Here is a 19345-nt window from a genome sequence, read left to right as displayed (position 1 = left end):
CCCGGAGGTTCTCCTCACGTCAAGCCCGAAACGCCACCAACCTCATGGCCGGGTACACCTAGACGCGGACGGCGTGCGTCGATTCCTCACCAACTCACGAAATTCCTGATCGCACGGTGCCGCGTCGGGCGCGGCACCGTGATCACCCCGCGGCTCTGCCTAGTCGTCGGGCCGCGCGAACGCCCGGTCGAGCAATTCCGCCGTCGCGGGGTTCACCAGTTCGCTTCGGCGGATGTAGTGCTTCGCCGTGATTCTCGTATCCGTGTGCCCGAGCAGTTCAGCCGCGAGCTGCAGGCTGGCGTTGTCATGAGTTGCGGTCGCAACGGTGCGGCGGAACTTGTGCGGTGTCACGCCGGAGATGCCGGCTCGCTCCAGCACGGTCCGAAGCAGACGGCGCACGTTGGCGGTCGTCAGCGGTGTGCCCTCGCGAGAGTGGAAGAACAACTCGTCCGGCCCGAGTTCGTCGACCGACGCCAGCCGGCGTCGTACCGCGGCCGCTGTGAACGACGGGAGCGCCACGACTCGCCTCGAACGTGTGGTCTTCGGGTGGTCCTGGCGGAAGGTCGGTTCACCGTTGCGGCTGACGATCGTGCCGGCGATGCGCATCGTGGCCGGCGCGGTCGTCAAGTCGATGTCGCGGCGGCGGATGGCCAGAACCTCGCCGATGCGGGCCGAGGTGCCGAGCATGACCTCCACGATCGCACCGAGCTGCCCGTCGGGTCGCGGTCCGAAGGTGTGGTCATCACCGGCTTCGTACCGTCCGATCGCGGCGCGGATGGCGCTGACCTCGAGGGAGGTCAACGCGTCGGGCAGGCGTGCGTCGCGGTGCAGGCGCGCGACGTGGTCCATCGGGTTCCGTGGGAGCACTTCGTGGCGGACGGCGAGCTCGAGGCAGAGCCGCATCACCACGCGGGCTTGTTTGGCACGGTTGTAGGACTGCTTGTCAGGTGCTTGATGAAGTGGTCGCAGCGGGCGACGCCGATCTCACGGAGGGTGAGTTTCTCGAAGGCCGGCAGCACGAGGGTGCGCATGTTGCGCTCGTAGAGGTTGCGGGTGGTCTTCGAGATGCGGCCCTCGATGTCGAGGTCGTCCAGCCAGTACCCCACCAGGGCGGTGAACGGACTGGCCGGGGTGAGGTGCGTCCCGGTTGGCTGGAACAGGCTGCGGTCGGCGAGCTTGGCCTTCAGGTCGTGTTCGGCGGCTCTGGCGGTGGCGGCGGTGACCTGGACGAGTCTGGTCTGGCCGTCCCAGTCGCGGTAGCGGGTGCGCGCTTCGACCTTGCCCGACGGTGTGCTGTGGGTGGTGATGTCACCGAAGGTGCCGATGCTCAGACGTGGGCGTGACATCTCAGATCACCGCCCTGCGTTGGTCTCCCGACCGGAGGGTTCGCGCTGTTCCGCGACCCACGCCCGCACATCGTCGACGGCAAACTTGAGGTGCTTCCCGAAGCGGTACGCGGCGGGTCCCTTGCCGTGGGTGCGCCAGTCGTAGACCGTCGAGACCGGCACACCGAGGTAGGCGGCCAGCTCGTGGATATCCATCATGCGGTCGAGGCCCCAGGCATCCAGGTCGAACAGCGGAGTGTCGTTGTGAGTGTTCATACCGGGTAGGTGCGCCGGGCGTCCCCCAACGACCAGAACGGACCGAAACAGCCGCTCCCCGCCGAGGAACGGGTGCTGAAGAAGCGCTTCAGAAGACCCAATTAGATGGGTTTTCGATGGAGTGATCAAATCTCTTAACCTAAAAAGTCCCGGAAACCCTTGAGTTTCCGGGACTTTGCGGTCGGGCTGACAGGATTTGAACCTGCGACCCCTTGACCCCCAGTCAAGTGCGCTACCAAGCTGCGCCACAGCCCGATGCCCCGGCTGGCCGAGGCAACTTGTCAATCATAGCGTGCCGGAGGCGGCCCGTTGTTCACGCCTGACGCGGCCAGGAAGGCCGCCGAGAACGCAGTTGCTGCGGGTGCCGACCATGGGGAACCCACGATATGTGCGGGGTCGGCGCATCCCACCCACCGAATCTTCGGGGTCGTAGCACCACGTATCCTGATGTGGTGCGCCTCTGGAGCCTTCACCCCGAGTACCTCGATACGCAGGGGCTCACGGCCTGCTGGCGCGAAGGGCTGCTCGCTCAGAAGGTGCTGGCCGGCGGAACACGCGGTTACACCGCGCACCCCCAGCTCGTGCGGTTTCGGGCGGCGCCCGCAGCCGCCATCCAGACGTACCTGCATGCGATCGCCGACGAAGCGGATGCGCGCGGCTACCGCTTCGACCGCAGCCGCGTCAGCGGGCTCCGCGATACCTCGATCCGCATCCCCGTGACCAGCGGGCAGGTTCTCTACGAACGCGAGCACCTCACCGCGAAGCTGCGCGCTCGATCTCCGGAATGGTTAGAGCGACGCCTGGCGCTGGTGACCGACACGCCCGAAGTGCACCCGCTCTTCACCGTCGTGGCCGGCGACATCGAAGCGTGGGAAGTGCTCACAGCCGGCTGAGGTCACCGTCGGGATGCGGCCGCGCTCAGGCCGGGTGACATCCGCCGCGCCGCTCGCCAGTGTGGGCCGCCCTCAGTAGGGTTCTGTCATGACCGAGACTTCAGTGCGGATTCTCGCCGTGAGCGATGCGCCGTGGGCCGACGTGGAGCGCATCTTCGGAACCCGCGGCGATCCGTCGACGTGCTGGTGCCAGTTCTTCAAGGTGCCGCCGTCGGACTGGAAGACCAAGAAGCCCCTCGAGTTCAAGGAGATGCTGCAGGAACAGGTTCTGACCCGCCAGCCCCCGCCCGCCGTGGTCGCCTACCTGGATGACGAGCCCGTGGGATGGTGCGCGATCGAGCCGCGCGACCACTACCCGCGCGTGTTGAACTCCCAGGTCGGTTCCGCCAGCGATCAGCCGACGGGCGATCCAGCCATCTGGGCGGTCACCTGCTTCGTCGTTCGCGTCGGCTTTCGTCGCAAGGGCGTCGGTCGCGCCCTGCTCGAGGGCGCCGTGCGGCAGGCGCGAGAGTCCGGCGCACGCGTCATCGAGGGCTACCCCATCGATCCGGTCGAGAAGAAGTTCTCGTCGGCCGACCTCTATCACGGCACGCTCAGCCAGTTTCTCGGCGCGGGCTTCGAGGTCGTCTCCCGCCCGTCGCCGAATCGGGCGCTGGTGCAGCTCGCGCTGTGAACGAACGGATGCCGCCACCCGATGTCGGCGCGACAGTGCTCGCCGCTCTGGGCGCGGCGGCCGACCGGGTCTGGATGACGGAACCGCCCGCGCTGAACGATGAGCCCGACGGAGTGCATCAGCAGCGCACGGCGGTGCGGCGGTTGCGCAGCCTGCTCGCCGCTTTCCGCCCGCTTCTCGACGGGCCGGCCGCAGAATGGCTGCGCGCGCAGTATGGCGAGTGGGGGCGACAGCTGGGCACCGTGCGCGACATCGAGGTGCGCGCCGACCAGCTGGAGCAGCTGCTCGACGCCCGGCAGCAGGCGCGGACGGATGCCGCTGGCGGGCTCCGCAGCCTCGTCGACATCACGCGCGCGGACTACCGTCGCGCGCACGCGCGTCTGGTCGAGCTGCACGCCTCACCACGTGGCGCGCGCAGGCACGAAGCACTCGCGGACTTGCTCGCTTCTCCGCTTCTGGCTCCCGATGTCAGCCGACCGGCCGAGGCAGAACTCGCACGCATCCTCGCCGGTGAAGTGAAGCGCGTGCACAAGCGCCAGCGCAGGCTCGACGGTTCACTCGAGGGATTCCACCGCCTGCGAAAGGCGGCGCGGCGGCTCCGCTACACGGCCGAGGCGCTCACGAGCGAGCCCACGCCCGTGTTCGGGGATCGGGTCAGCGCGCTGGCCGCGAAAGCGGAAACCGTGCACGACCTCTTGGGAGACCATCGAGACGCTCTCGTGGTGGCCGCCTGGCTCGAGCGCGAATCCGCACTCGCGGCCCGACGCGGCGAGCCGGTCGCTGTCTATCGCGAACTCATGGATCGCGCCCGGGCGGTCGCGCACGCGCGCATCGCCGGGCTCGAGGACGCGCTCGACGCGCTCGCAGAGGCCGCGAACACGGCGCTGCCGTAGGGCGCCAGCCCGTGGCCAGCAGCTCAACCGAGCGCGAGCACTCCGTCGAAGACGAGCTCCGCGGGTCCTGAAAGGGCAACATGCTCGCCGTCTTCGGCAGGGAACATCCGCACTCCTACACGGCCTCCCGGCACGTCGACGCGCCACTCGTTGGGAGCCCCTGCGCCTGCCCAGTGCCGCACGGCGAGCGCCGCCGCGACCGCGCCGGTTCCGCACGAGAGCGTCTCCCCCGAACCACGCTCGTGCACCCGCATGCGAATGCGTCCGACGCCGTCCTTCACGAGCGGGTCGTGCGGCAGCACGAACTCGACGTTCGCGCCGTCACTGGGCTCGGGGTCAAGCTGCGGGATCACGGTCAGGTCGATGCCCTCGAGCTCCTCTTCATCGGCCAGGGCGACGACGATGTGCGGGTTGCCCACGTTGATGCCGAGCCCCGGCCGCGCGACGTCGAGGTCACGAGCGCGAACGAGGGTCTCGCCGCCCTCGAGGCGCCAGCGGCCCATGTCGACCTGAAAGCCGGTGCCGCTGCGCTGCAGGTCGCGCACTCCCCCGCGCGTGCCGATGGCGAGCGTGTCGCCGGGTTCGAACGTCACGAGGCGCTGCTCGAGAAGGAACTGCGCGTAGACACGGATGCCGTTCCCGCACATCTCCGACACCGTTCCGTCGGAGTTCCAGTAGTCCATGAACCACTCGGCATCGGCGTCCTCGGCCAGGGCCGCCGCGCCGTCGGCCAGATTCGCCGAGCGCACCGCGCGGATGATGCCATCGGCGCCGACGCCGAAGTGACGGTCGCAGATCGCCGCGATCTGGGCCGGGGTCAGCTCGACCAGGCCCTCGGGATCGCTGAACAGCACGAAGTCGTTGCCGGTGCCGTGTCCCTTGGTGAAGTGCAGGTCGAAAGCCACCCGCTCAGTTTATGGGTCAGCCGTCGGCGGGCCGCGCGGCGGCCGAGCCGTTCACGACGTCGGCGATCTCGGCTTGCGTCAGTGCGACCCAGGGCGAGGAATCGGGGTCCGACGACGATGCGGCCGGGCTGTCACCCTGCGTCCACCATTTCGCCGTGTACGGAGTCCCCTCGAAGAGCACGCGATCACCCTTCTGGTAGGTGGAGGCTCCCGTCCACTCGGGATAGGTGCCCGGCGCGAGAGTTGCCTGCGCCACCGGCACCTCCCCCGGCAGAACCGGCCCGACGAGCTGCCACGCCGTCTCCCAGTCGTTCAGCACCGGGTTGTCGGGAAGATCGCCCCGCGTCCACCACTTCGCCACGTACACATTCCGGTGCCAGACGACCTTCGTACCGGCGAGATACGACGAGCCCTCCGCCCAGATGGGATACGGAGAGGTGGCGGGGTCATCCACGACCTCGGCCGCACTCGTGGGCTCGCTCGTCGTCACCGCGCGCTCGCCAAGCTGAACCGACCCGGTGAAGCCCTTCGAGAGGGCGCCGGCGAAGGTCTTGCCGCCCTGGTCGATGCCGCTGCACGAATCCGACACGATCGAGGTGGTCACGTAGTTCGAACCGCACGTCCGGTCGCGGTTCGCCGACCACATCGACATGCGGCCGATGCCGGTCGACACCGCCCAGGCGTCGAGCCGGCGCGCATCCGCGAGCGTGAAGACCTCGGACTCCACGTCGTTCTGCCCGATCATCGGCGTCGCGCCGATCTTCGCCCACAGCGACGCATCGCCCAGGTGGATGCCGGCCCGCGTGTAGAGCACGCCGAGCTGGCGGTGCGCGGCGGTGAGGGCCGTGCCGGCGACGGTCGCGAGATCGTCATGCGCGCCGATGGAGGATCCGTAGTCCATGGTCATCAGGTTGACGCCGGCGAGGTCGACCTTCGCAGCGAGCAGCGCCGCGATGGCGTCGGTCCCCTGCTGGGTCATGCCGGTGGGTGCAACGGGCAGCGTCACCCAGACGGCGAGAGGGTCGCCGGCGTCGTGCCGGCTCTTCTGCAGTGCCGCGATGGCGGATGCCCGGCGCTTGCCGGCGTCGAGGTCGGCGAGCCCGTCGCCCTCGAGATCGAGGTCGATCGTTCCGACCTTGTATCGGTCGAGCACCGAAGCGTATGCCGCCTGGAGCTTCTGCTCGTCCGTGCAGCGCACCGCGAGCTCGTCGTTGCGCTGACCGCCGAACGAGACGGCGACGCTGCCGCCGGCCTGCTGAAGGCGGGCGATCCGACGGTCGAGGTCGAGCGAATCGCCGGCCTGCTCGAGGCTGTAGGCGGCGCCCCACGAGGGCGAGCACGCGTCGTGCGGTGAGGAGACGATGAACGAGAGCACAGCATCCCGGGGCGCGTGGCCCTTCGCGGTCTCGAACGCGTAGGTCGGGGTCGCGGTCACGTCGACGTATCCGGCGAACCACGGTTCGGCGGCATCGGCAGCCGGCCGGCCGTCGGCCCACGCACGCACACCGAAGAAGCCGGCCGCGCCGAGCGCGATGAGCACGAGGCACGCCACGGCCACCCGCCAGGGCGAGAGCCGCCGCTCCGATGCCCTGGTAGCGGTTGCGGTCGCCTCACTCATGCGGCGGTCCTTTCGTGGGTGACGGATGCCGTCGGTGCGGGGCGAGGCTCAACGGGCATTCGCGGGTGGTCGGTTCGCTCGGCGCTGCCGAGGTAGAGCACCGAGCGCCAGTCCAGTGCCGCGGTCTGGGGCGCAGCCTGCGACGGCTTCGCCGGACGCACGGGCACGTAGAGCGGCTTGATGATGCCCAGCCACACGTCGACGAGGGCGTTGCCGACCCCGATGTACGACACGATGGCCCATGTCGCGAGGATGGCGTTGAAGGCGGCGAAGGCGGCGTTGCCCCAGTTCGCAGCGTTCACGTCGCGCCAGAGGGTGAAGAGCGAGAAGGCGACGACGAGGAACGGCGCGACCACGTAGAGCAGCGGAGCCGCCGTGCGGTCCTTCACCTTAGGGGTGCGCACGAACGGGATCTTCTTGCCGGTGAGGGCCTGTTGCAGCGACTTCAGCACCCCAGCGAGGTTGACGGGAAGCAGCACGAGGTTGAATCCGTAGATGCGCAGCACGTCGAGGCGCTTGTAACCGGCGTAGCGCAGGTCGCTCGCCATCGCCAGGAAGTATGGCAGCGCAGCGAGCAGCACCACCGGGCTCAGCAGCCGGCCGTCGTACGGATACGCGAGCAGGAAGATCAGGCCAAGGCTCGCCCACGCGATCGAGGCCATGTAGTTCACACGGAGCGCGAGCTCGATGAACGACACCGGGTTCCCGCTGCGCCGCCGCTGGCGCACCTGCCGCCAGAGCTTGGGGAGGATGAGCAGGCCGCCGTTCGCCCAGCGGCGGCGCTGCACGACGAGGGAGCCGAAGTCGGGCGGCGTGGCCGAGTAGCTCAGTCGCTCGGGATAGTTCGCGAGGCTCCAGCCGTGCGCGCCGAGGTCCACGCTGGACTCGGTGTCTTCGATGACCGTGCGGTCCTGGATGTAGCGGCGCACCTCGAAACCGCCGACGAACTCGGTCTCGACGATGTCTTCGAGCGCGACCTTGCGGATGACGGCGTTCGCGCCGACCCAGAAGGTGGCACCGAACTGGCTCATGCCCTGGTGCAGCACGTGCTGGATGTCGGTGGTCGCACCGGCGAGCCGTTCGATGCGCGTCCCCGCGCCGCGGAACGAGGAGTACGGCGTCTGCGTGACGGCGACCCGGGCGTTGTCGGGCTGCTGCAGGAAGTAGGCCAGCCGCAGGCAGTAATCGCGCAGCAGGATGGAGTCGGCGTCGAGGGTGAGCACGAAGTCGCTGTCGGGGATGTGCACGTCGGCCGGCTCGCCGTCTGCGACGGGGAGCAGCGCAGGCCCGCCCGGCGTCGGCGCGATCGTGAAGTCGCCGCCCATGAGCTGCAGGTAGGCGTTCAGGTTCATCGCCTTGTTCGCCTCGTGCGAGGTCGAGGCGAAGCGCTTGCGCTCGAAGACGTCGAGTTCGGCGTCGAAGGTCCAGGCCAGCCGGCGGAACAGCTCGGCGATCCGGTCTGCCTCGAGCACGGCATCCTCATCGACAGCGGTGGCGAGGGCGCTGCCGGTCAGCCGGAGGTCGTCGGCGAGGCCGCGCAGCACCTGCTCGACGAAGAAGACATCGACGTGGTCATCGACGTTCTCGTCGCGTGCGAGCCGGTCCAGCCATTCGGCCGCCCAGAAGTAGTGGTCGGCGAGCTCGGCGGTCTGCCGCATCCGATTCGCGTCATCGCCGTCCTGGGATTCGTACGAACGGAGGGCGGCGACGAAGCGCGCTCGCGGTTCCGAGAGCTCCGCCGCGATGTCGTCGGCGAGTGCCCGGGTCTGCTCCAGGCGCTCCCGCACTGCGGGGTCGGAGGGCTCGGGATTGTCGTCCAGGAGCAGCACCACACGCAGTGACGGGTACTCCTGCAGCGCCGCTGACATCAGGGTCGCGCGCACGACCGCGGGCTCCTCGGCGTACGAGGGAACGAGCACGGTCATCGATGACCGGTTCGCACCGAAGTGGCGGTCCAGCTCAGCGCGCGGCACGCGCACGTGCTTGCGGAAGCGCTGCAGGGCACCCTGCCGGGCGACGAGGTACATCAACGCGGAGAACGTGAGGAAGGTGACGACCACGAGGTAGCCGATCGCCTCCATCGTGAACCGGAAGTCCTGTCGCGGCCCCTCGATGAACTGCCGGATCACCGTGGTGACGAGGTAGACCAGCCAGAAGACGACGGTCAGTACGATGGCGATCCGGCTCCAGGTGATCGTGCGGTCGGACGGGCGCGGATGCACGGTGGGCAGGGGCGCGGTGCGGCGCTCTGCGCCCCACTGGCGCCTTCGGGACGTCGGCGAAGCGGGCTTCGGGGTAGGCATGTGGCGGTCTCGGCTCGGGTCGGGTGAGCTGCAACACTGAAGCCCGGAGTAAGTCTCAGCCAACCGTATGCGTACGAATCATTCTCAGGCTGGGAGGGCGTTGTGATACCGCTGGAGCCCAGCCGAGTGCCCTACCCCAATACGAGGTACACGTGCGGGATCCGTGCGCCGATGGCTCACCCGCGCAGAAAACCGGCGCCGATGCGCGCCGACCGACTCAGCCGATCGCCGCCCGAGCCCGGTCGAGCATCCCGGCGTCGCCGGCATCCATCCACTCGACCCCGGGATACCGCTTGAACCAGCTCACCTGTCGTCGGGCGTAGCGTCGCGTGAGCGCCTGGGTCTCGGCAATCGCCTCGGCCTGGGTCTGCTCGCCGCGAATCTGACGCAGCGCCTGCGCATAGCCGATGGCCTTGCTCGCCGTCACTCCCCTCTCGATACCCGCCGGGATGAGCGATTCGACCTCCGTGATCATGCCCGTCCGCCACATGCGCAGCACGCGTTCGTCGAGGCGGTCGACGAGCTCTGCACGCGGCGAGGACAGGCCGAGAAGGACGAGGGGGCGCCACGGTACCGGTTGATCGGGCAGGGAGGCGGCATGGGGCTCGCCGGTGATCTCGATGATCTCGAGCGCCCGCACGATGCGCCGGGCGTTGTGCGGGCCGATCCGCTCAGCGGCGGTCGGATCGATCGCGCGGAGGCGACGGTGCAGAGCCCCGATGCCCTCGGCTGCGAGATCGGCCTCCAAGCGTTGCCGGAGAACGGCATCCGCGCCGGGGAAGCGGAAGTCGTAGACGGCCGCGGAGACATAGAGACCGGAACCGCCGACGAGGATCGGCGTGACTCCCGCCTGCTGCAGGCGTTCGATCACCGCGCGGGCCTGCTGCTGGTAGCGGGCGACGCTCGCCTCCTGCGTCACGGGCCAGACGTCGAACAGGTGATGCGGGATGCCGCGGCGATCATCGAGGGGCAGCTTCGCCGTGCCCACGTCCATGCCCGCATAGAGCTGCATCGCATCGGCGTTGACGATCTCGGCGGGTCGTCCGGAGGCGATCAATGACTCCGCGAGGTCGAGCGCGAGTTCGGACTTGCCGGTTCCGGTCGCGCCGATGACCGCGACGATCGGCGCGCCGGGCTCAGTGGAGGTGGTCACCCGCGGTGTGCACGGGCGTGAGAGTGAGCTCGTTCGCGACCCGGATGCTCGGCAGCCCGAGCGAGACGGTCCCCGTTCCGGAGCTGCCCGACGGTGCTGCGGCGGGCACGGCGCACGAGTCGGCCTGGGCGCGATCCCACGCGTCGCCTGCCCGTGTGCGACGGATGTTCAGAGGCATGCCCGGCGCGGCGTCGGCGATCAGGTGGAAGGGTGCCGCGTGCGTCACCCTCACCGTCACGACGTCGCCCGGCCGCGGCGTCGGCGAACCGGCAGGAACCTCGAAGTGCACGAGTCGGCTGTCTTCGGCCCGACCGGAGAGCCGGTGGGTGTCGGCATCCTTCTTGCCCTCGCCGTTGGCGACGAGCACGTTCACCTCTCGTCCGACGACCGCGAGGTTCTCCTCCCACGAGATGCGCTCCTGCAGGGCGGTCAGGCGCTCGTAGCGCTCCTGCACGACGTGCTTGGGAACCTGGTCGGGCATGGTGGCCGCAGGGGTGCCCGGGCGGATGGAGTACTGGAACGTGAACGCGGAGGCGAAGCGGGCGGCCTTCACGACGCGCAGGGTGTCTTCGAAGTCCGCGTCGGTCTCCCCCGGGAATCCCACGATGATGTCGGTCGAGATGGCGGCGTGCGGAATCCTGGCACGCACCCGATCGAGGATGCCGAGGAACTTCTCGGATCGGTAGGAGCGGCGCATGGCTCGCAGCACGCTGTCGGAGCCGGACTGCAGCGGCATGTGCAACTGCGGCATCACGGCCGGGGTCTCCGCCATGGCATCGATCACGTCGTCGGTGAACGCCGCCGGGTGGGGGCTCGTGAAACGGATGCGCTCCAGGCCATGGATCTGCCCGGCCGCACGCAGCAGCTTGCCGAAGGCCTGCCGATCGCCGAACTCCACGCCATAGGAGTTCACGTTCTGCCCCAGCAGCGTGACCTCGATGGCACCGTCGTCGACGAGGGACCGGATCTCGGCGAGGACATCTCCGGGACGACGGTCCTTCTCCTTGCCGCGCAGCGAGGGCACGATGCAGAAGGTGCAGGTGTTGTTGCAGCCGACCGAGATGGACACCCAGCCGCTGTAGGTCGAATCGCGCTTCGTGGGCAGCGTGGACGGGAAGGTCTCGAGGGCCTCGAGAATCTCGATCTGCGCCTCGTCGTTGTGACGCGCTCGCTCGAGCAGACTCGGGAGCGCACCCATGTTGTGGGTGCCGAAGACGACGTCGACCCACGGTGCCTTCTCGAGGATGGTGCTCTTGTCCTTCTGGGCCAGGCAGCCGCCCACGGCGATCTGCATGCCCTCGTGACGGCGCTTGACGCTCGCGAGATGGCCCAGGTTGCCGTAGAGCTTGTTGTCGGCGTTCTCGCGCACCGCACACGTGTTGATGACGACGATGTCGGGTTCGCGGTCGGCGGCCCGTACGTACCCGGCGGCCTCGAGGGAACCGGCGAGGCGCTCGGAATCGTGCACGTTCATCTGGCAGCCGAAGGTGCGCACCTCGAACGTGCGTGCCCGACCGTCGGCACCGACCGCAGCCGGCGACGGCGCGATGAGGGTCGGTTCACTGCTGAGGGTGGTGCTCATAGTCAACAAGTGTACGTTCAGCGCCTGCTGCGGCCGGCCTCCGCGAACGCGGTCCGGACCGCCGCGCGGGCCACGCTCATCGAGTATCCCTTGCGCATCAGGAAACCGATGAGGCGACGTTCGGCCGTCTCGTCGTCGAGCGAGCTCAGGCGACGGATGCGGTCGGCCGCCAGGGACTGCGCCGACCCCTCATCGTCGACCTCGAGCTCGTCGATGACGGCGGCGATGGTGGCCTCCGCGATGCGGCGACGGCGCATCTCGGTCTCCACCGCGCTGCGGCCGAGCCCCTTGCGTTCGTGGTGCGTGTGCACGATCTGCTCGGCGAGCCGGTGGTCGTCGAGATAGCCGTAGGAGAGGAACCGATCGTGGATCTCCTGCGCATCGGCGGGGTCGATGTCGGACTCGTAGAGCACGTCGATCGCCTCGGCCGCCGAGAGCGACCGCGCACGCAGTGCTCGCGTCAGCCGATTCTCGGCCTCGAGCGCTCGCGCCTGGGGATCAGCAGGGGCCGACTCCCCAACGCTGGCCTCGTCGCCCTCGCCATCCAGGACGGCGTCGTCGGCGGCGGAGTCGCGCCCGGCTCGGGCACCCCACGGCGGCTTGCCGCCGCCGAAGGACTGACGGGTGCGCGGTGCGCGCACACCGCTCGGTGCCGCCCACGGAAGGTACGAGACCGGGGCGAGGCGCTCGCCGGACTGCTCGGTCATGGCTGCCTCTCCCCGGTCTCGTCGCGCCCTCAGGCGCCCTTGCGCTTCGAAGCGATCGAGGGGATGTCGGCCCCGAGTGCCGCCTCTTTCGCCGCCGCTTCCTTGGCGGCCGCGGCTCCCACCGCACCGACGCCGAGCTTCGCGAGGATCTTGGTCTCGATCTCGGCGGCGATGTCGGGGTTGGCGATGAGGAAGTTGCGCGAGTTCTCCTTGCCCTGGCCGAGCTGATCGCCGTCGTAGGTGTACCAGGCGCCCGACTTCTTCACGATCGCGTGGTCGACGCCGAAGTCGAGCAGGCTGCCCTCGCGCGAGATGCCGACGCCGTAGAGGATGTCGAACTCCGCCTGCTTGAACGGCGGAGCCATCTTGTTCTTGACGACCTTGACGCGCGTACGGTTTCCGACCGCCTCCGCACCGTCTTTCAGCGTCTCGATACGACGGATGTCCAGGCGCACCGAGGCGTAGAACTTCAGCGCCTTTCCACCGGCGGTGGTCTCGGGGCTTCCGAAGAAGACGCCGATCTTCTCACGCAGCTGGTTGATGAAGATCATGGTGGTGTTGGTCTGGTTCAGGCCACCCGTGAGCTTGCGCAGGGCCTGCGACATGAGGCGGGCCTGCAGGCCGACGTGGGAGTCGCCCATCTCGCCCTCGATCTCAGCGCGGGGAACGAGCGCGGCGACCGAGTCGATCACGATGAGGTCGATGGAGCCGGACCGCACGAGCATGTCGGCGATCTCGAGCGCCTGCTCACCCGTGTCGGGCTGGGAGACGAGCAGCGAGTCGATGTCGACGCCGAGCTTGCGGGCGTACTCGGGGTCGAGGGCGTGCTCCGCGTCGATGAACGCCGCGATGCCGCCGTTGCGCTGGGCGTTCGCGATCGCGTGCAGCGTCAGCGTGGTCTTACCCGAGGACTCGGGACCGTAGATCTCGATGATGCGTCCGCGCGGCAAACCCCCGATGCCGAGGGCGACATCCAGGGCGATGGAGCCGGTGGGGATGGTCTCGACCGGGGCGCGCTCGTCACTGCCGAGGCGCATGACGGAGCCCTTGCCGAACTGCCGGTCGATCTGGGCGAGGGCTGTCTCGAGCGCCTTCTCGCGGTCTGCTGGTGTGGGCATCAGGGTCTCCTTCGATTCGATTCCGTCGCCTCTAGGCTGTCGTGTCGCGCTGCGACCGGAGGGAAGGCATCCGTACCGGATGCATCCGTTCATAACACGACTGACAAGGCAGTCAGCAGGTGGTCGCTGATGGGAATGACGCTACGCGACCCCTCCGACACGTGGTCGGCCGGCCGCCAAGAGTGGATAACCCGTCTTCGATGCCCTGCTGTGTAGGAGCCTACCAATCCCCGAACATCTCTTCGAGACATCGGCGGCGTGTCGGTCCCGGCGCGGAACTACTTCTTCGGCTCGCGCAGGCCGACGCCGTAGCGTCGATTCTCGGGCACGTCCATGGCGCGGCACAGGGCGATCCAGACATCGGCAGGCCGCAGACCGGCATCGAGCGCCTCCTGGGCCGTGCGGTTGCTCAGTTCGGCCAGCACGAGGTCGCGCAGGAGCGAACGACCATATGCCTCGCCGAACTCCTCGGAGACGGCGAGCCGGAACTCACTGAGCTTCACACCACACCTCGAATCGAACAGACGCGAACGCCAGCCGGTCGATGGACCGGCTGGCGTTCGGGATGCTTCTGGGGACTACCGAACCGCGAGCTCCGCGTCGAAGTCCACGACCAGGTCTTCGGGAACCGTGTCAGGGATGGGATTGATTCCCTCCAGCACGGCCAGCCGGTCGCCGACCTCGCGCATGATCACCGAGATCGGGGTGTCGAGCGCATCGGCGACGGAGGCGAGAATCTCGCTCGACGCTTCCTTCTGACCACGCTCCACCTCGCTGAGGTAACCGAGCGCCACGCTCGCCTTGCTGGCGACCTGGCGCAGGGTGCGGCCCTTCTGCAGGCGGAAGTCCCTCAGAACATCGCCAATTTCCTGACGAACCAGAATCATTGGAACCCCCTTTTCTACTGCCAGAACGACCGAGATCTTCTCTCAGGTTGGAAGAGCGTCTGCCATCCAATACCTCAAGCCTACTGCCGGCTACTGACGTTTTCTTGTGAATCAGTACCTTGTAACGGCGTGTTAACGCGGTCTATTCCGGCGGTAACGCGAGCGCGTCGAGCGCGCTCTCGATCGCCGCGCGCACCGTGGCGTTCCGGATGGCGGATCGATCGCCCGTCAGGCGCAGCGCCTCCGATGTCGTGCGCCCCCCGATCGAGACACCGATGAACACCGTTCCCACCGGCTGGCCGTCCTGGGGATCCGGTCCGGCGACGCCCGTCGTGCTCACCCCCACGTCGGCTCGACGGCCCTGGACGGCGAGGGCCTCGCGCACGCCGTGCGCCATCTGCTCGGCCACGGCGGGGTGCACCGCGCCGTGCCCTGCCAGCAGCGCCGCATCCACTCCGAGTACGGAGTGCTTGATCGCGGTGTTGTATGCCACGACACCGCCGAGCAGGGTGTTCGACGCTCCGGGTATGCGCACGATCTCCGCGCTCAGCAGCCCGCCGGTGAGCGATTCGGCGACCGCGATGGTGAGGGAGCGCCGACGCAGGAGGTCGACGAGCTCCGCCGCCGGGTCGCGCGGTTCAGGCATCCGTTCTCGCCGCCGCGCGTCGCAGCTTCCACGCCAGCCAGAGGTACTCCGCCCCGGAGAGAACGGTGAGCACGAGCGCCGCCGCCATGACGATCCAGTTCAGCCAGAACACCCAGTCGCCGAGCAGCGTCCACAGCGGGGCGAGGGCGAGGGAGATGGCGACGGCCTGCACGACGGTCTTGAGCTTGCCGCCGCGCCCGGCCGGAACGACATTGCGGTGCGAGAGCTCCACCATGCGCCAGACCGTGATGCCCACCTCGCGCACGATGATGACGATCGTCACCCACCACCACAGCTCGCCCAGGATCGACAGGCAGACCAAGGCTCCGCTGGTCAGCAGCTTGTCGGCGATGGGATCCAGCAGCTTGCCCAGGTCCGTTACCAGGTTCCGCCGCCGCGCGATGGCCCCGTCGAGGCTGTCGGTGGCGATGGCGAGGATGAACAGGGCCGCGGCTGCCCAGCGCAGTGCCCCGTCGGCTCCGGCATCCGCCAGCAGCATCCAGAAGAACACCGGGGCCAGCAGGATGCGGATGACCGTGATGACGTTGGGCGCGTTCCAGTTCGAGACACGCACCGGCGCGTCGGATGACACCATGATCAGTCCCTGCCGGTCAGCTGCCAGGCGTCCTCGTCTGAGGGGCCATCCTCTTCAGGATAACCCTGCGACATCTGCGCGACCGGGTCGCCGTCATACGGATCGACCTCGACGCGCGCGGGGGCGGATGCGGCGGCAACCGCAGCCGGGCCGGCCGGTTCCTCGCCGCGCAGCCGGGCGAGCACACCGGGCAGCTGCTCGGCCGTCACCAACACGTCGCGGGCCTTGGAACCCTCGGAGGGCCCGACGATCTCGCGGGACTCGAGCAGGTCCATGAGACGCCCGGCCTTCGCGAACCCGACGCGCAGCTTGCGCTGCAGCATGGAGGTGGACCCGAACTGCGAGGAGACCACGAGCTCGGCAGCCGCGAGAAGCAGCTCGAGGTCGTCGCCGATGTCGGAATCGATCTCCTTGCGCTCCACGACAGCGGTGACATCGGGTCGGTAGTCGGGGCGGGCCTGGCGGGTGACGTGCTTGACGACCTTCTCGATCTCGGCCTCATTCACCCACGCACCCTGCACGCGAAGCGCCTTGGAGGCGCCCATGGGCAGGAAGAGGGCGTCGCCCTGGCCGATGAGCTTGTCGGCGCCGGGCTGGTCGAGGATGACGCGGGAATCGGTCACGCTCGTCACGGCGAAGGCGAGCCGCGAGGGAACGTTCGCCTTGATCAGGCCGGTCACCACATCCACCGACGGCCGCTGGGTCGCGAGCACCAGGTGAATGCCCGAGGCGCGAGCCAGCTGGGTGATGCGCACGATGGAGTCCTCGACGTCGCGCGGGGCGACCATCATGAGGTCGGCGAGCTCGTCGACGACGACGAGCAGGTAGGGGTAGGGCTTGAGCGTGCGCTCGCTTCCGGGCGGCAGCACGATCTCGTTGCCCACGACCGCCTTGTTGAAGTCGTCGATGTGACGGAAGCCGAACGACGCGAGGTCGTCGTAGCGCATATCCATCTCCTTCACGACCCACTGCAGCGCCTCGGCGGCCTTCTTGGGGTTCGTGATGATGGGCGTGATGAGGTGCGGAACACCGGCGTAGGGCGCCAGCTCGACCCGCTTCGGGTCGACCAGGACCATGCGCACCTCGCTGGGCTTGGCGCGCATGAGGATGGAGGTGATCATCGAGTTGACGAAGCTCGACTTGCCCGATCCGGTGGAGCCGGCCACGAGCAGGTGCGGCATCTTCGCGAGGTTGGCCACGACGAAGCCTCCGCCGACGTCTTTGCCGACGCCGATGGTCATCGGATGCGTGGACTTGGTCGCGGCGCTCGAGCGCAGCACGTCGCCGAGGGTGACGATCTCACGGTCGCTGTTCGGGATCTCGATGCCGATCGCGCTCTTGCCAGGAATCGGGGAGAGGATGCGCACCTCGTTGGAGGCGACGGCATAGGCGAGGTTCTTCGCCAGCGCGGTCACGCGCTCGACCTTGACGCCCGGACCGAGCTCGACCTCGTACTGCGTGACGGTGGGACCGCGCGAGAACCCGGTGACCCGAGCGTCGACCGAGAACTGGTCGAGCACCTCGGTGATGGCACGAACCACCTCGTCGTTGGCTGCGGAGCGGGTCTTCGCCGGAGCGCCGGCGATGAGCGTCGAGACGGAGGGCAGGTTGTACGGCGCGGTCGGCGTCGCCTCTGCCGGTTCGGAGCCCTCGAGGTCGAAGTCCTCGGAGTTCTCGTCGGAGAATCCGGGGAGCACTCCTGCCGCACCCGGCAGGCCGGATGCGAGCGGGGCGGCGAGGGCGGGCACCGCGCCGTCGGGCTGCAGCGCCGTGGCGCCCACGTCGCCGGTGAACCTCCCGATGGCCGATTCTGCCTGGCGCAGGGTGGCGAGCACGTCGGTCTGCTGGGCATCGGCATCCGGCTCGATCGCACTCGCGAAGCCGCCGTCGGGCGCATCGCCGAAGATCTCGGTGAAGCCGTCGGCCGATGGCCCCGCGAAGTCGGGGTCTTCCTCACGGCCGGAGTTGTTGCGCCGCCACCAGGGCAGGTGGCCCTCGGTCGGCTGCTCGTCGTCGATGCCGTCGAGCTCGACCTGCTCGGTCTTCTGCTTGCGGGCGGCCTTTGCCGCCTGCCGCTCCTCCTCGGGCTGCAGCTGCGCGCCGAACAGCCAAGCGTAGAGCTCCCGGAAGCGCTGCGGCACGCGGTTCGGCGGCGTCTTGGTGATGATGAGCAGCGAGAGCGCGATGAGCAGGATCATCACGATCACGGCCAGCGGGGCGCCGACGAGCAGGAGCGGCCAGGTGATCATCCACCCGAGGATGCCGCCGGCCCTCGCCAGCACGGCCATGCCGTCGGTGGGCTCGGGCGTTCCGCCGAAGACATGGCAGAGCCCGGCGATGGAGACGAGCAGGATGCCGAGGCCAATGCCGATACGGGAGTTGTCGTGCACCGACGCCGGATGCCGGAAGAGCCAGACCGCGAAGACGAGCATGATGATGGGCAGTCCGAAGGCCACCCGGCCCAGCAGACCGCCGAAGGTCCACGCGTCGAGAGTCTCGGCGACCGGGTCCTGGATGAAGAACCACTCGATGACCGCTCCCGCAACGGCGAGCAGCACGATGAAGAACGGCAGGCCGTCGCGGCGCTCCTCCTTGGCGAGCTTCTCGGGCCCGAGCGCACGCGCGGCTGCCCCGGCTACGTGGGCCATGGCCATCCACATGCGCACGACGAGGGCGGGCTTCTCCTCCGCGGGGGCGAAGGTGACGGTCTTTGCCGTCGCGGTCGAGGTGCGGGGCTTGCTCGTGGACGCACCGCCGCGCGTCGCGCCGGTGCTGCGGGCGCGTCCGTTCGCCTTGGTGGTCGTAGCCATGGTTCAACGGTAGCCGCGGCATCCGTCATCGCCCGGGAGGCGGGCTCGGGTGTCGCCGCCGGCGCGCACGCGAACCACCGGGGGCGACGGCGGCCGCGAGGACCGCGACGAGCACCGGCCGGGTGAGGACCGATCAGGCGGCGAGTCGCGCGAGCGTGTCGAGCGAGCGCACCTCGACCTGGAGGCTGGCGAGTTCGAGCACGGCAACGCTCTCTGCCGGCAAGGGCTGCCAGCCGGCGATGTCGAGGCCGGTCGAGGCGAACACGACCGAGCCGTCGTCGAGGCGACGCTGGCGCATGAGGTAGTAGGCGTCGCGGTGATCGCGCGGCAGGAGCTCGCCGAGGCCGCTCGCGTCGAAGTCCTCGTGGGGGATGCGGGCGCCCTCGCTCGCGTGCACGGCGATCAGGTGGGTGGGCGAGAGGATGAGCGCGTTCATGCTGCTCGTGGGAAAGAGCGGCCGCAGCTGCTCCACGGTCGCCATGACGGCATCCGGCAGGTCGAGCCCCTGCGCGAGCTTGGTGCGGATGACGGCGAAGTAGCGTTCGCTGTCGGTGTCGCCGCGCAGCTGAGCGCGCAGTTCGGGCGCGATGAAGGCTTCGATGGCCGCGGCGGGCTTCAGCGCGCCGTTGTGCGCGAAGGCGATGCCGTCTGCGGTGAACGGATGCGTGTTGTCGTCGCGGCAGGCCATGCCATCCGTCGCCATGCGCAGGTGCACGAGCCCGGCGGGCGCCTCGCGGCGAGCCAGGGCGCGGGTGAGCCGGTCATCCGCCGCTCCGCTGGTGGGTGAGAGTTCGCGCTCGACCCGACCCGCCTGCTCATCGAGCCAGGCGGTTCCCCAGCCGTCGCGGTGCAGCAGGGCGAGGTCTTGGAACACGCCGACTTCGTCCGCTCCGAGGACTCCCCGTACCGTCACCGGCGCTGCCGCCGCGTACCCCAGGAGCCTGCACATGCGAACCCTTCG

At 68.8% G+C, this 19345-nt stretch carries 19 protein-coding genes and 1 tRNA gene; 3 read left to right on the top strand and 17 right to left on the bottom strand.

The features are described from left to right. Positions 1-159: 159 nt before the first annotated feature. From WDJ51_RS01675 to WDJ51_RS01660, 4 genes are all read right to left on the bottom strand, one after another. On the bottom strand, positions 160-849 hold the full coding sequence (locus tag WDJ51_RS01675; protein WP_337850685.1) for a tyrosine-type recombinase/integrase: 690 nt from the start codon (positions 847-849) through the stop codon (positions 160-162). 53 nt (positions 850-902) lie between these two features. After that, positions 903-1346 (bottom strand): hypothetical protein, encoded by a 444-nt coding sequence (locus WDJ51_RS01670; protein WP_337850684.1) that lies wholly within the window; start codon positions 1344-1346, stop codon positions 903-905. A 6-nt stretch (positions 1347-1352) separates the two neighbouring features. After that, positions 1353-1601, bottom strand: a complete 249-nt coding sequence (locus WDJ51_RS01665; protein ID WP_337850683.1) for a helix-turn-helix transcriptional regulator — start codon at positions 1599-1601, stop codon at positions 1353-1355. A 181-nt stretch (positions 1602-1782) separates the two neighbouring features. Beyond that, positions 1783-1856, bottom strand: a tRNA-Pro gene (locus WDJ51_RS01660). 197 nt (positions 1857-2053) lie between these two features. On the opposite strand from WDJ51_RS01660, the gene WDJ51_RS01655 reads away from it, so the two are divergent. From WDJ51_RS01655 to WDJ51_RS01645, 3 genes are all read left to right on the top strand, one after another. Next, positions 2054-2494, top strand: a complete 441-nt coding sequence (locus tag WDJ51_RS01655) for a pyrimidine dimer DNA glycosylase/endonuclease V (RefSeq protein ID WP_337850682.1) — start codon at positions 2054-2056, stop codon at positions 2492-2494. Positions 2495-2582: 88 nt separating this feature from the next. Further along, complete coding sequence (locus WDJ51_RS01650) at positions 2583-3167, top strand: GNAT family N-acetyltransferase (RefSeq protein WP_337850681.1); 585 nt, start codon at positions 2583-2585, stop codon at positions 3165-3167. 8 nt (positions 3168-3175) lie between these two features. Then, positions 3176-4060: a CHAD domain-containing protein gene (locus tag WDJ51_RS01645; protein WP_337850680.1), complete on the top strand. Its 885-nt coding sequence runs from the start codon at positions 3176-3178 to the stop codon at positions 4058-4060. A 23-nt stretch (positions 4061-4083) separates the two neighbouring features. Here the strand turns inward: WDJ51_RS01645 and dapF are convergent, their stop codons facing one another. The 13 genes from dapF to WDJ51_RS01580 form a co-directional block, all read right to left on the bottom strand. After that, positions 4084-4965 (bottom strand): diaminopimelate epimerase, encoded by an 882-nt coding sequence (gene dapF, locus WDJ51_RS01640; protein ID WP_337850679.1) that lies wholly within the window; start codon positions 4963-4965, stop codon positions 4084-4086. 16 nt (positions 4966-4981) lie between these two features. After that, positions 4982-6583 (bottom strand): chitinase, encoded by a 1602-nt coding sequence (locus WDJ51_RS01635; RefSeq protein ID WP_337850678.1) that lies wholly within the window; start codon positions 6581-6583, stop codon positions 4982-4984. Continuing rightward, complete coding sequence (locus WDJ51_RS01630) at positions 6580-8886, bottom strand: glycosyltransferase family 2 protein (protein WP_337850677.1); 2307 nt, start codon at positions 8884-8886, stop codon at positions 6580-6582. The genes WDJ51_RS01635 and WDJ51_RS01630 overlap by 4 nt, the downstream gene beginning before the upstream one ends. A 217-nt stretch (positions 8887-9103) precedes the next feature. Further along, entirely contained in the window at positions 9104-10039 is a 936-nt protein-coding gene (gene miaA / locus WDJ51_RS01625; RefSeq protein WP_337850676.1) for a tRNA (adenosine(37)-N6)-dimethylallyltransferase MiaA, read from the bottom strand. Beyond that, positions 10023-11621, bottom strand: a complete 1599-nt coding sequence (gene miaB / locus WDJ51_RS01620; RefSeq protein WP_337850675.1) for a tRNA (N6-isopentenyl adenosine(37)-C2)-methylthiotransferase MiaB — start codon at positions 11619-11621, stop codon at positions 10023-10025. Before miaB ends, miaA begins: the two co-directional genes overlap by 17 nt. 17 nt (positions 11622-11638) lie before the next feature. After that, complete coding sequence (locus WDJ51_RS01615; RefSeq protein ID WP_337850674.1) at positions 11639-12328, bottom strand: regulatory protein RecX; 690 nt, start codon at positions 12326-12328, stop codon at positions 11639-11641. Positions 12329-12357: 29 nt separating this feature from the next. Beyond that, positions 12358-13446 carry a recombinase RecA gene (recA, locus tag WDJ51_RS01610; protein ID WP_337850673.1) on the bottom strand — a complete coding sequence of 363 codons (1089 nt, stop codon included), beginning with the start codon at positions 13444-13446 and terminating at the stop codon, positions 12358-12360. Between the two features lie 278 nt (positions 13447-13724). Further along, positions 13725-13949, bottom strand: a complete 225-nt coding sequence (locus WDJ51_RS01605) for a DUF3046 domain-containing protein (RefSeq protein ID WP_337850672.1) — start codon at positions 13947-13949, stop codon at positions 13725-13727. A 75-nt stretch (positions 13950-14024) separates the two neighbouring features. Continuing rightward, a complete protein-coding gene (locus WDJ51_RS01600) occupies positions 14025-14333 on the bottom strand; it encodes a helix-turn-helix domain-containing protein (protein ID WP_337850671.1) in 309 nt (102 codons plus the stop codon). A 142-nt stretch (positions 14334-14475) separates the two neighbouring features. Beyond that, positions 14476-14979 carry a CinA family protein gene (locus WDJ51_RS01595; protein ID WP_337850670.1) on the bottom strand — a complete coding sequence of 168 codons (504 nt, stop codon included), beginning with the start codon at positions 14977-14979 and terminating at the stop codon, positions 14476-14478. Beyond that, on the bottom strand, positions 14972-15574 hold the full coding sequence (pgsA, locus tag WDJ51_RS01590; protein WP_337850669.1) for a CDP-diacylglycerol--glycerol-3-phosphate 3-phosphatidyltransferase: 603 nt from the start codon (positions 15572-15574) through the stop codon (positions 14972-14974). Before pgsA ends, WDJ51_RS01595 begins: the two co-directional genes overlap by 8 nt. A gap of 2 nt (positions 15575-15576) precedes the next feature. Then, the gene (locus tag WDJ51_RS01585; protein WP_337850668.1) at positions 15577-18384 is read right to left on the bottom strand and encodes an FtsK/SpoIIIE family DNA translocase; all 2808 of its coding nucleotides are present in this window, start codon (positions 18382-18384) and stop codon (positions 15577-15579) included. A 133-nt stretch (positions 18385-18517) separates the two neighbouring features. Further along, positions 18518-19333, bottom strand: a complete 816-nt coding sequence (locus tag WDJ51_RS01580; protein WP_337850667.1) for a class II glutamine amidotransferase — start codon at positions 19331-19333, stop codon at positions 18518-18520. Positions 19334-19345: the final 12 nt, after the last annotated feature.

Source organism: Rathayibacter sp. YIM 133350 (assembly GCF_037404875.1).
In the GTDB taxonomy this organism is placed as follows: Bacteria; Actinomycetota; Actinomycetes; order Actinomycetales; family Microbacteriaceae; genus Orlajensenia.
This window is presented reverse-complemented; position numbering and strand designations above follow the sequence as displayed.

Excerpts from the sequence above, each read along its gene's own strand:
- miaB (WP_337850675.1), bottom strand. The coding sequence starts at position 11,621 with ATGAGCACCACCCTCAGCAGTGAACCGACCCTCATCGCGCCGTCGCCG.
- WDJ51_RS01630 (WP_337850677.1), bottom strand. The coding sequence starts at position 8,886 with ATGCCTACCCCGAAGCCCGCTTCGCCGACGTCCCGAAGGCGCCAGTGG.
- WDJ51_RS01665 (WP_337850683.1), bottom strand. The coding sequence starts at position 1,601 with ATGAACACTCACAACGACACTCCGCTGTTCGACCTGGATGCCTGGGGC.
- WDJ51_RS01580 (WP_337850667.1), bottom strand. The coding sequence starts at position 19,333 with ATGTGCAGGCTCCTGGGGTACGCGGCGGCAGCGCCGGTGACGGTACGG.
- WDJ51_RS01635 (WP_337850678.1), bottom strand. The coding sequence starts at position 6,583 with ATGAGTGAGGCGACCGCAACCGCTACCAGGGCATCGGAGCGGCGGCTC.
- WDJ51_RS01600 (WP_337850671.1), bottom strand. The coding sequence starts at position 14,333 with ATGATTCTGGTTCGTCAGGAAATTGGCGATGTTCTGAGGGACTTCCGC.
- WDJ51_RS01675 (WP_337850685.1), bottom strand. The coding sequence starts at position 849 with ATGGACCACGTCGCGCGCCTGCACCGCGACGCACGCCTGCCCGACGCG.
- WDJ51_RS01595 (WP_337850670.1), bottom strand. The coding sequence starts at position 14,979 with ATGCCTGAACCGCGCGACCCGGCGGCGGAGCTCGTCGACCTCCTGCGT.
- WDJ51_RS01650 (WP_337850681.1), top strand. The coding sequence starts at position 2,583 with ATGACCGAGACTTCAGTGCGGATTCTCGCCGTGAGCGATGCGCCGTGG.
- WDJ51_RS01615 (WP_337850674.1), bottom strand. The coding sequence starts at position 12,328 with ATGACCGAGCAGTCCGGCGAGCGCCTCGCCCCGGTCTCGTACCTTCCG.
- WDJ51_RS01670 (WP_337850684.1), bottom strand. The coding sequence starts at position 1,346 with ATGTCACGCCCACGTCTGAGCATCGGCACCTTCGGTGACATCACCACC.
- pgsA (WP_337850669.1), bottom strand. The coding sequence starts at position 15,574 with ATGGTGTCATCCGACGCGCCGGTGCGTGTCTCGAACTGGAACGCGCCC.
- WDJ51_RS01645 (WP_337850680.1), top strand. The coding sequence starts at position 3,176 with ATGCCGCCACCCGATGTCGGCGCGACAGTGCTCGCCGCTCTGGGCGCG.
- recA (WP_337850673.1), bottom strand. The coding sequence starts at position 13,446 with ATGCCCACACCAGCAGACCGCGAGAAGGCGCTCGAGACAGCCCTCGCC.
- WDJ51_RS01585 (WP_337850668.1), bottom strand. The coding sequence starts at position 18,384 with ATGGCTACGACCACCAAGGCGAACGGACGCGCCCGCAGCACCGGCGCG.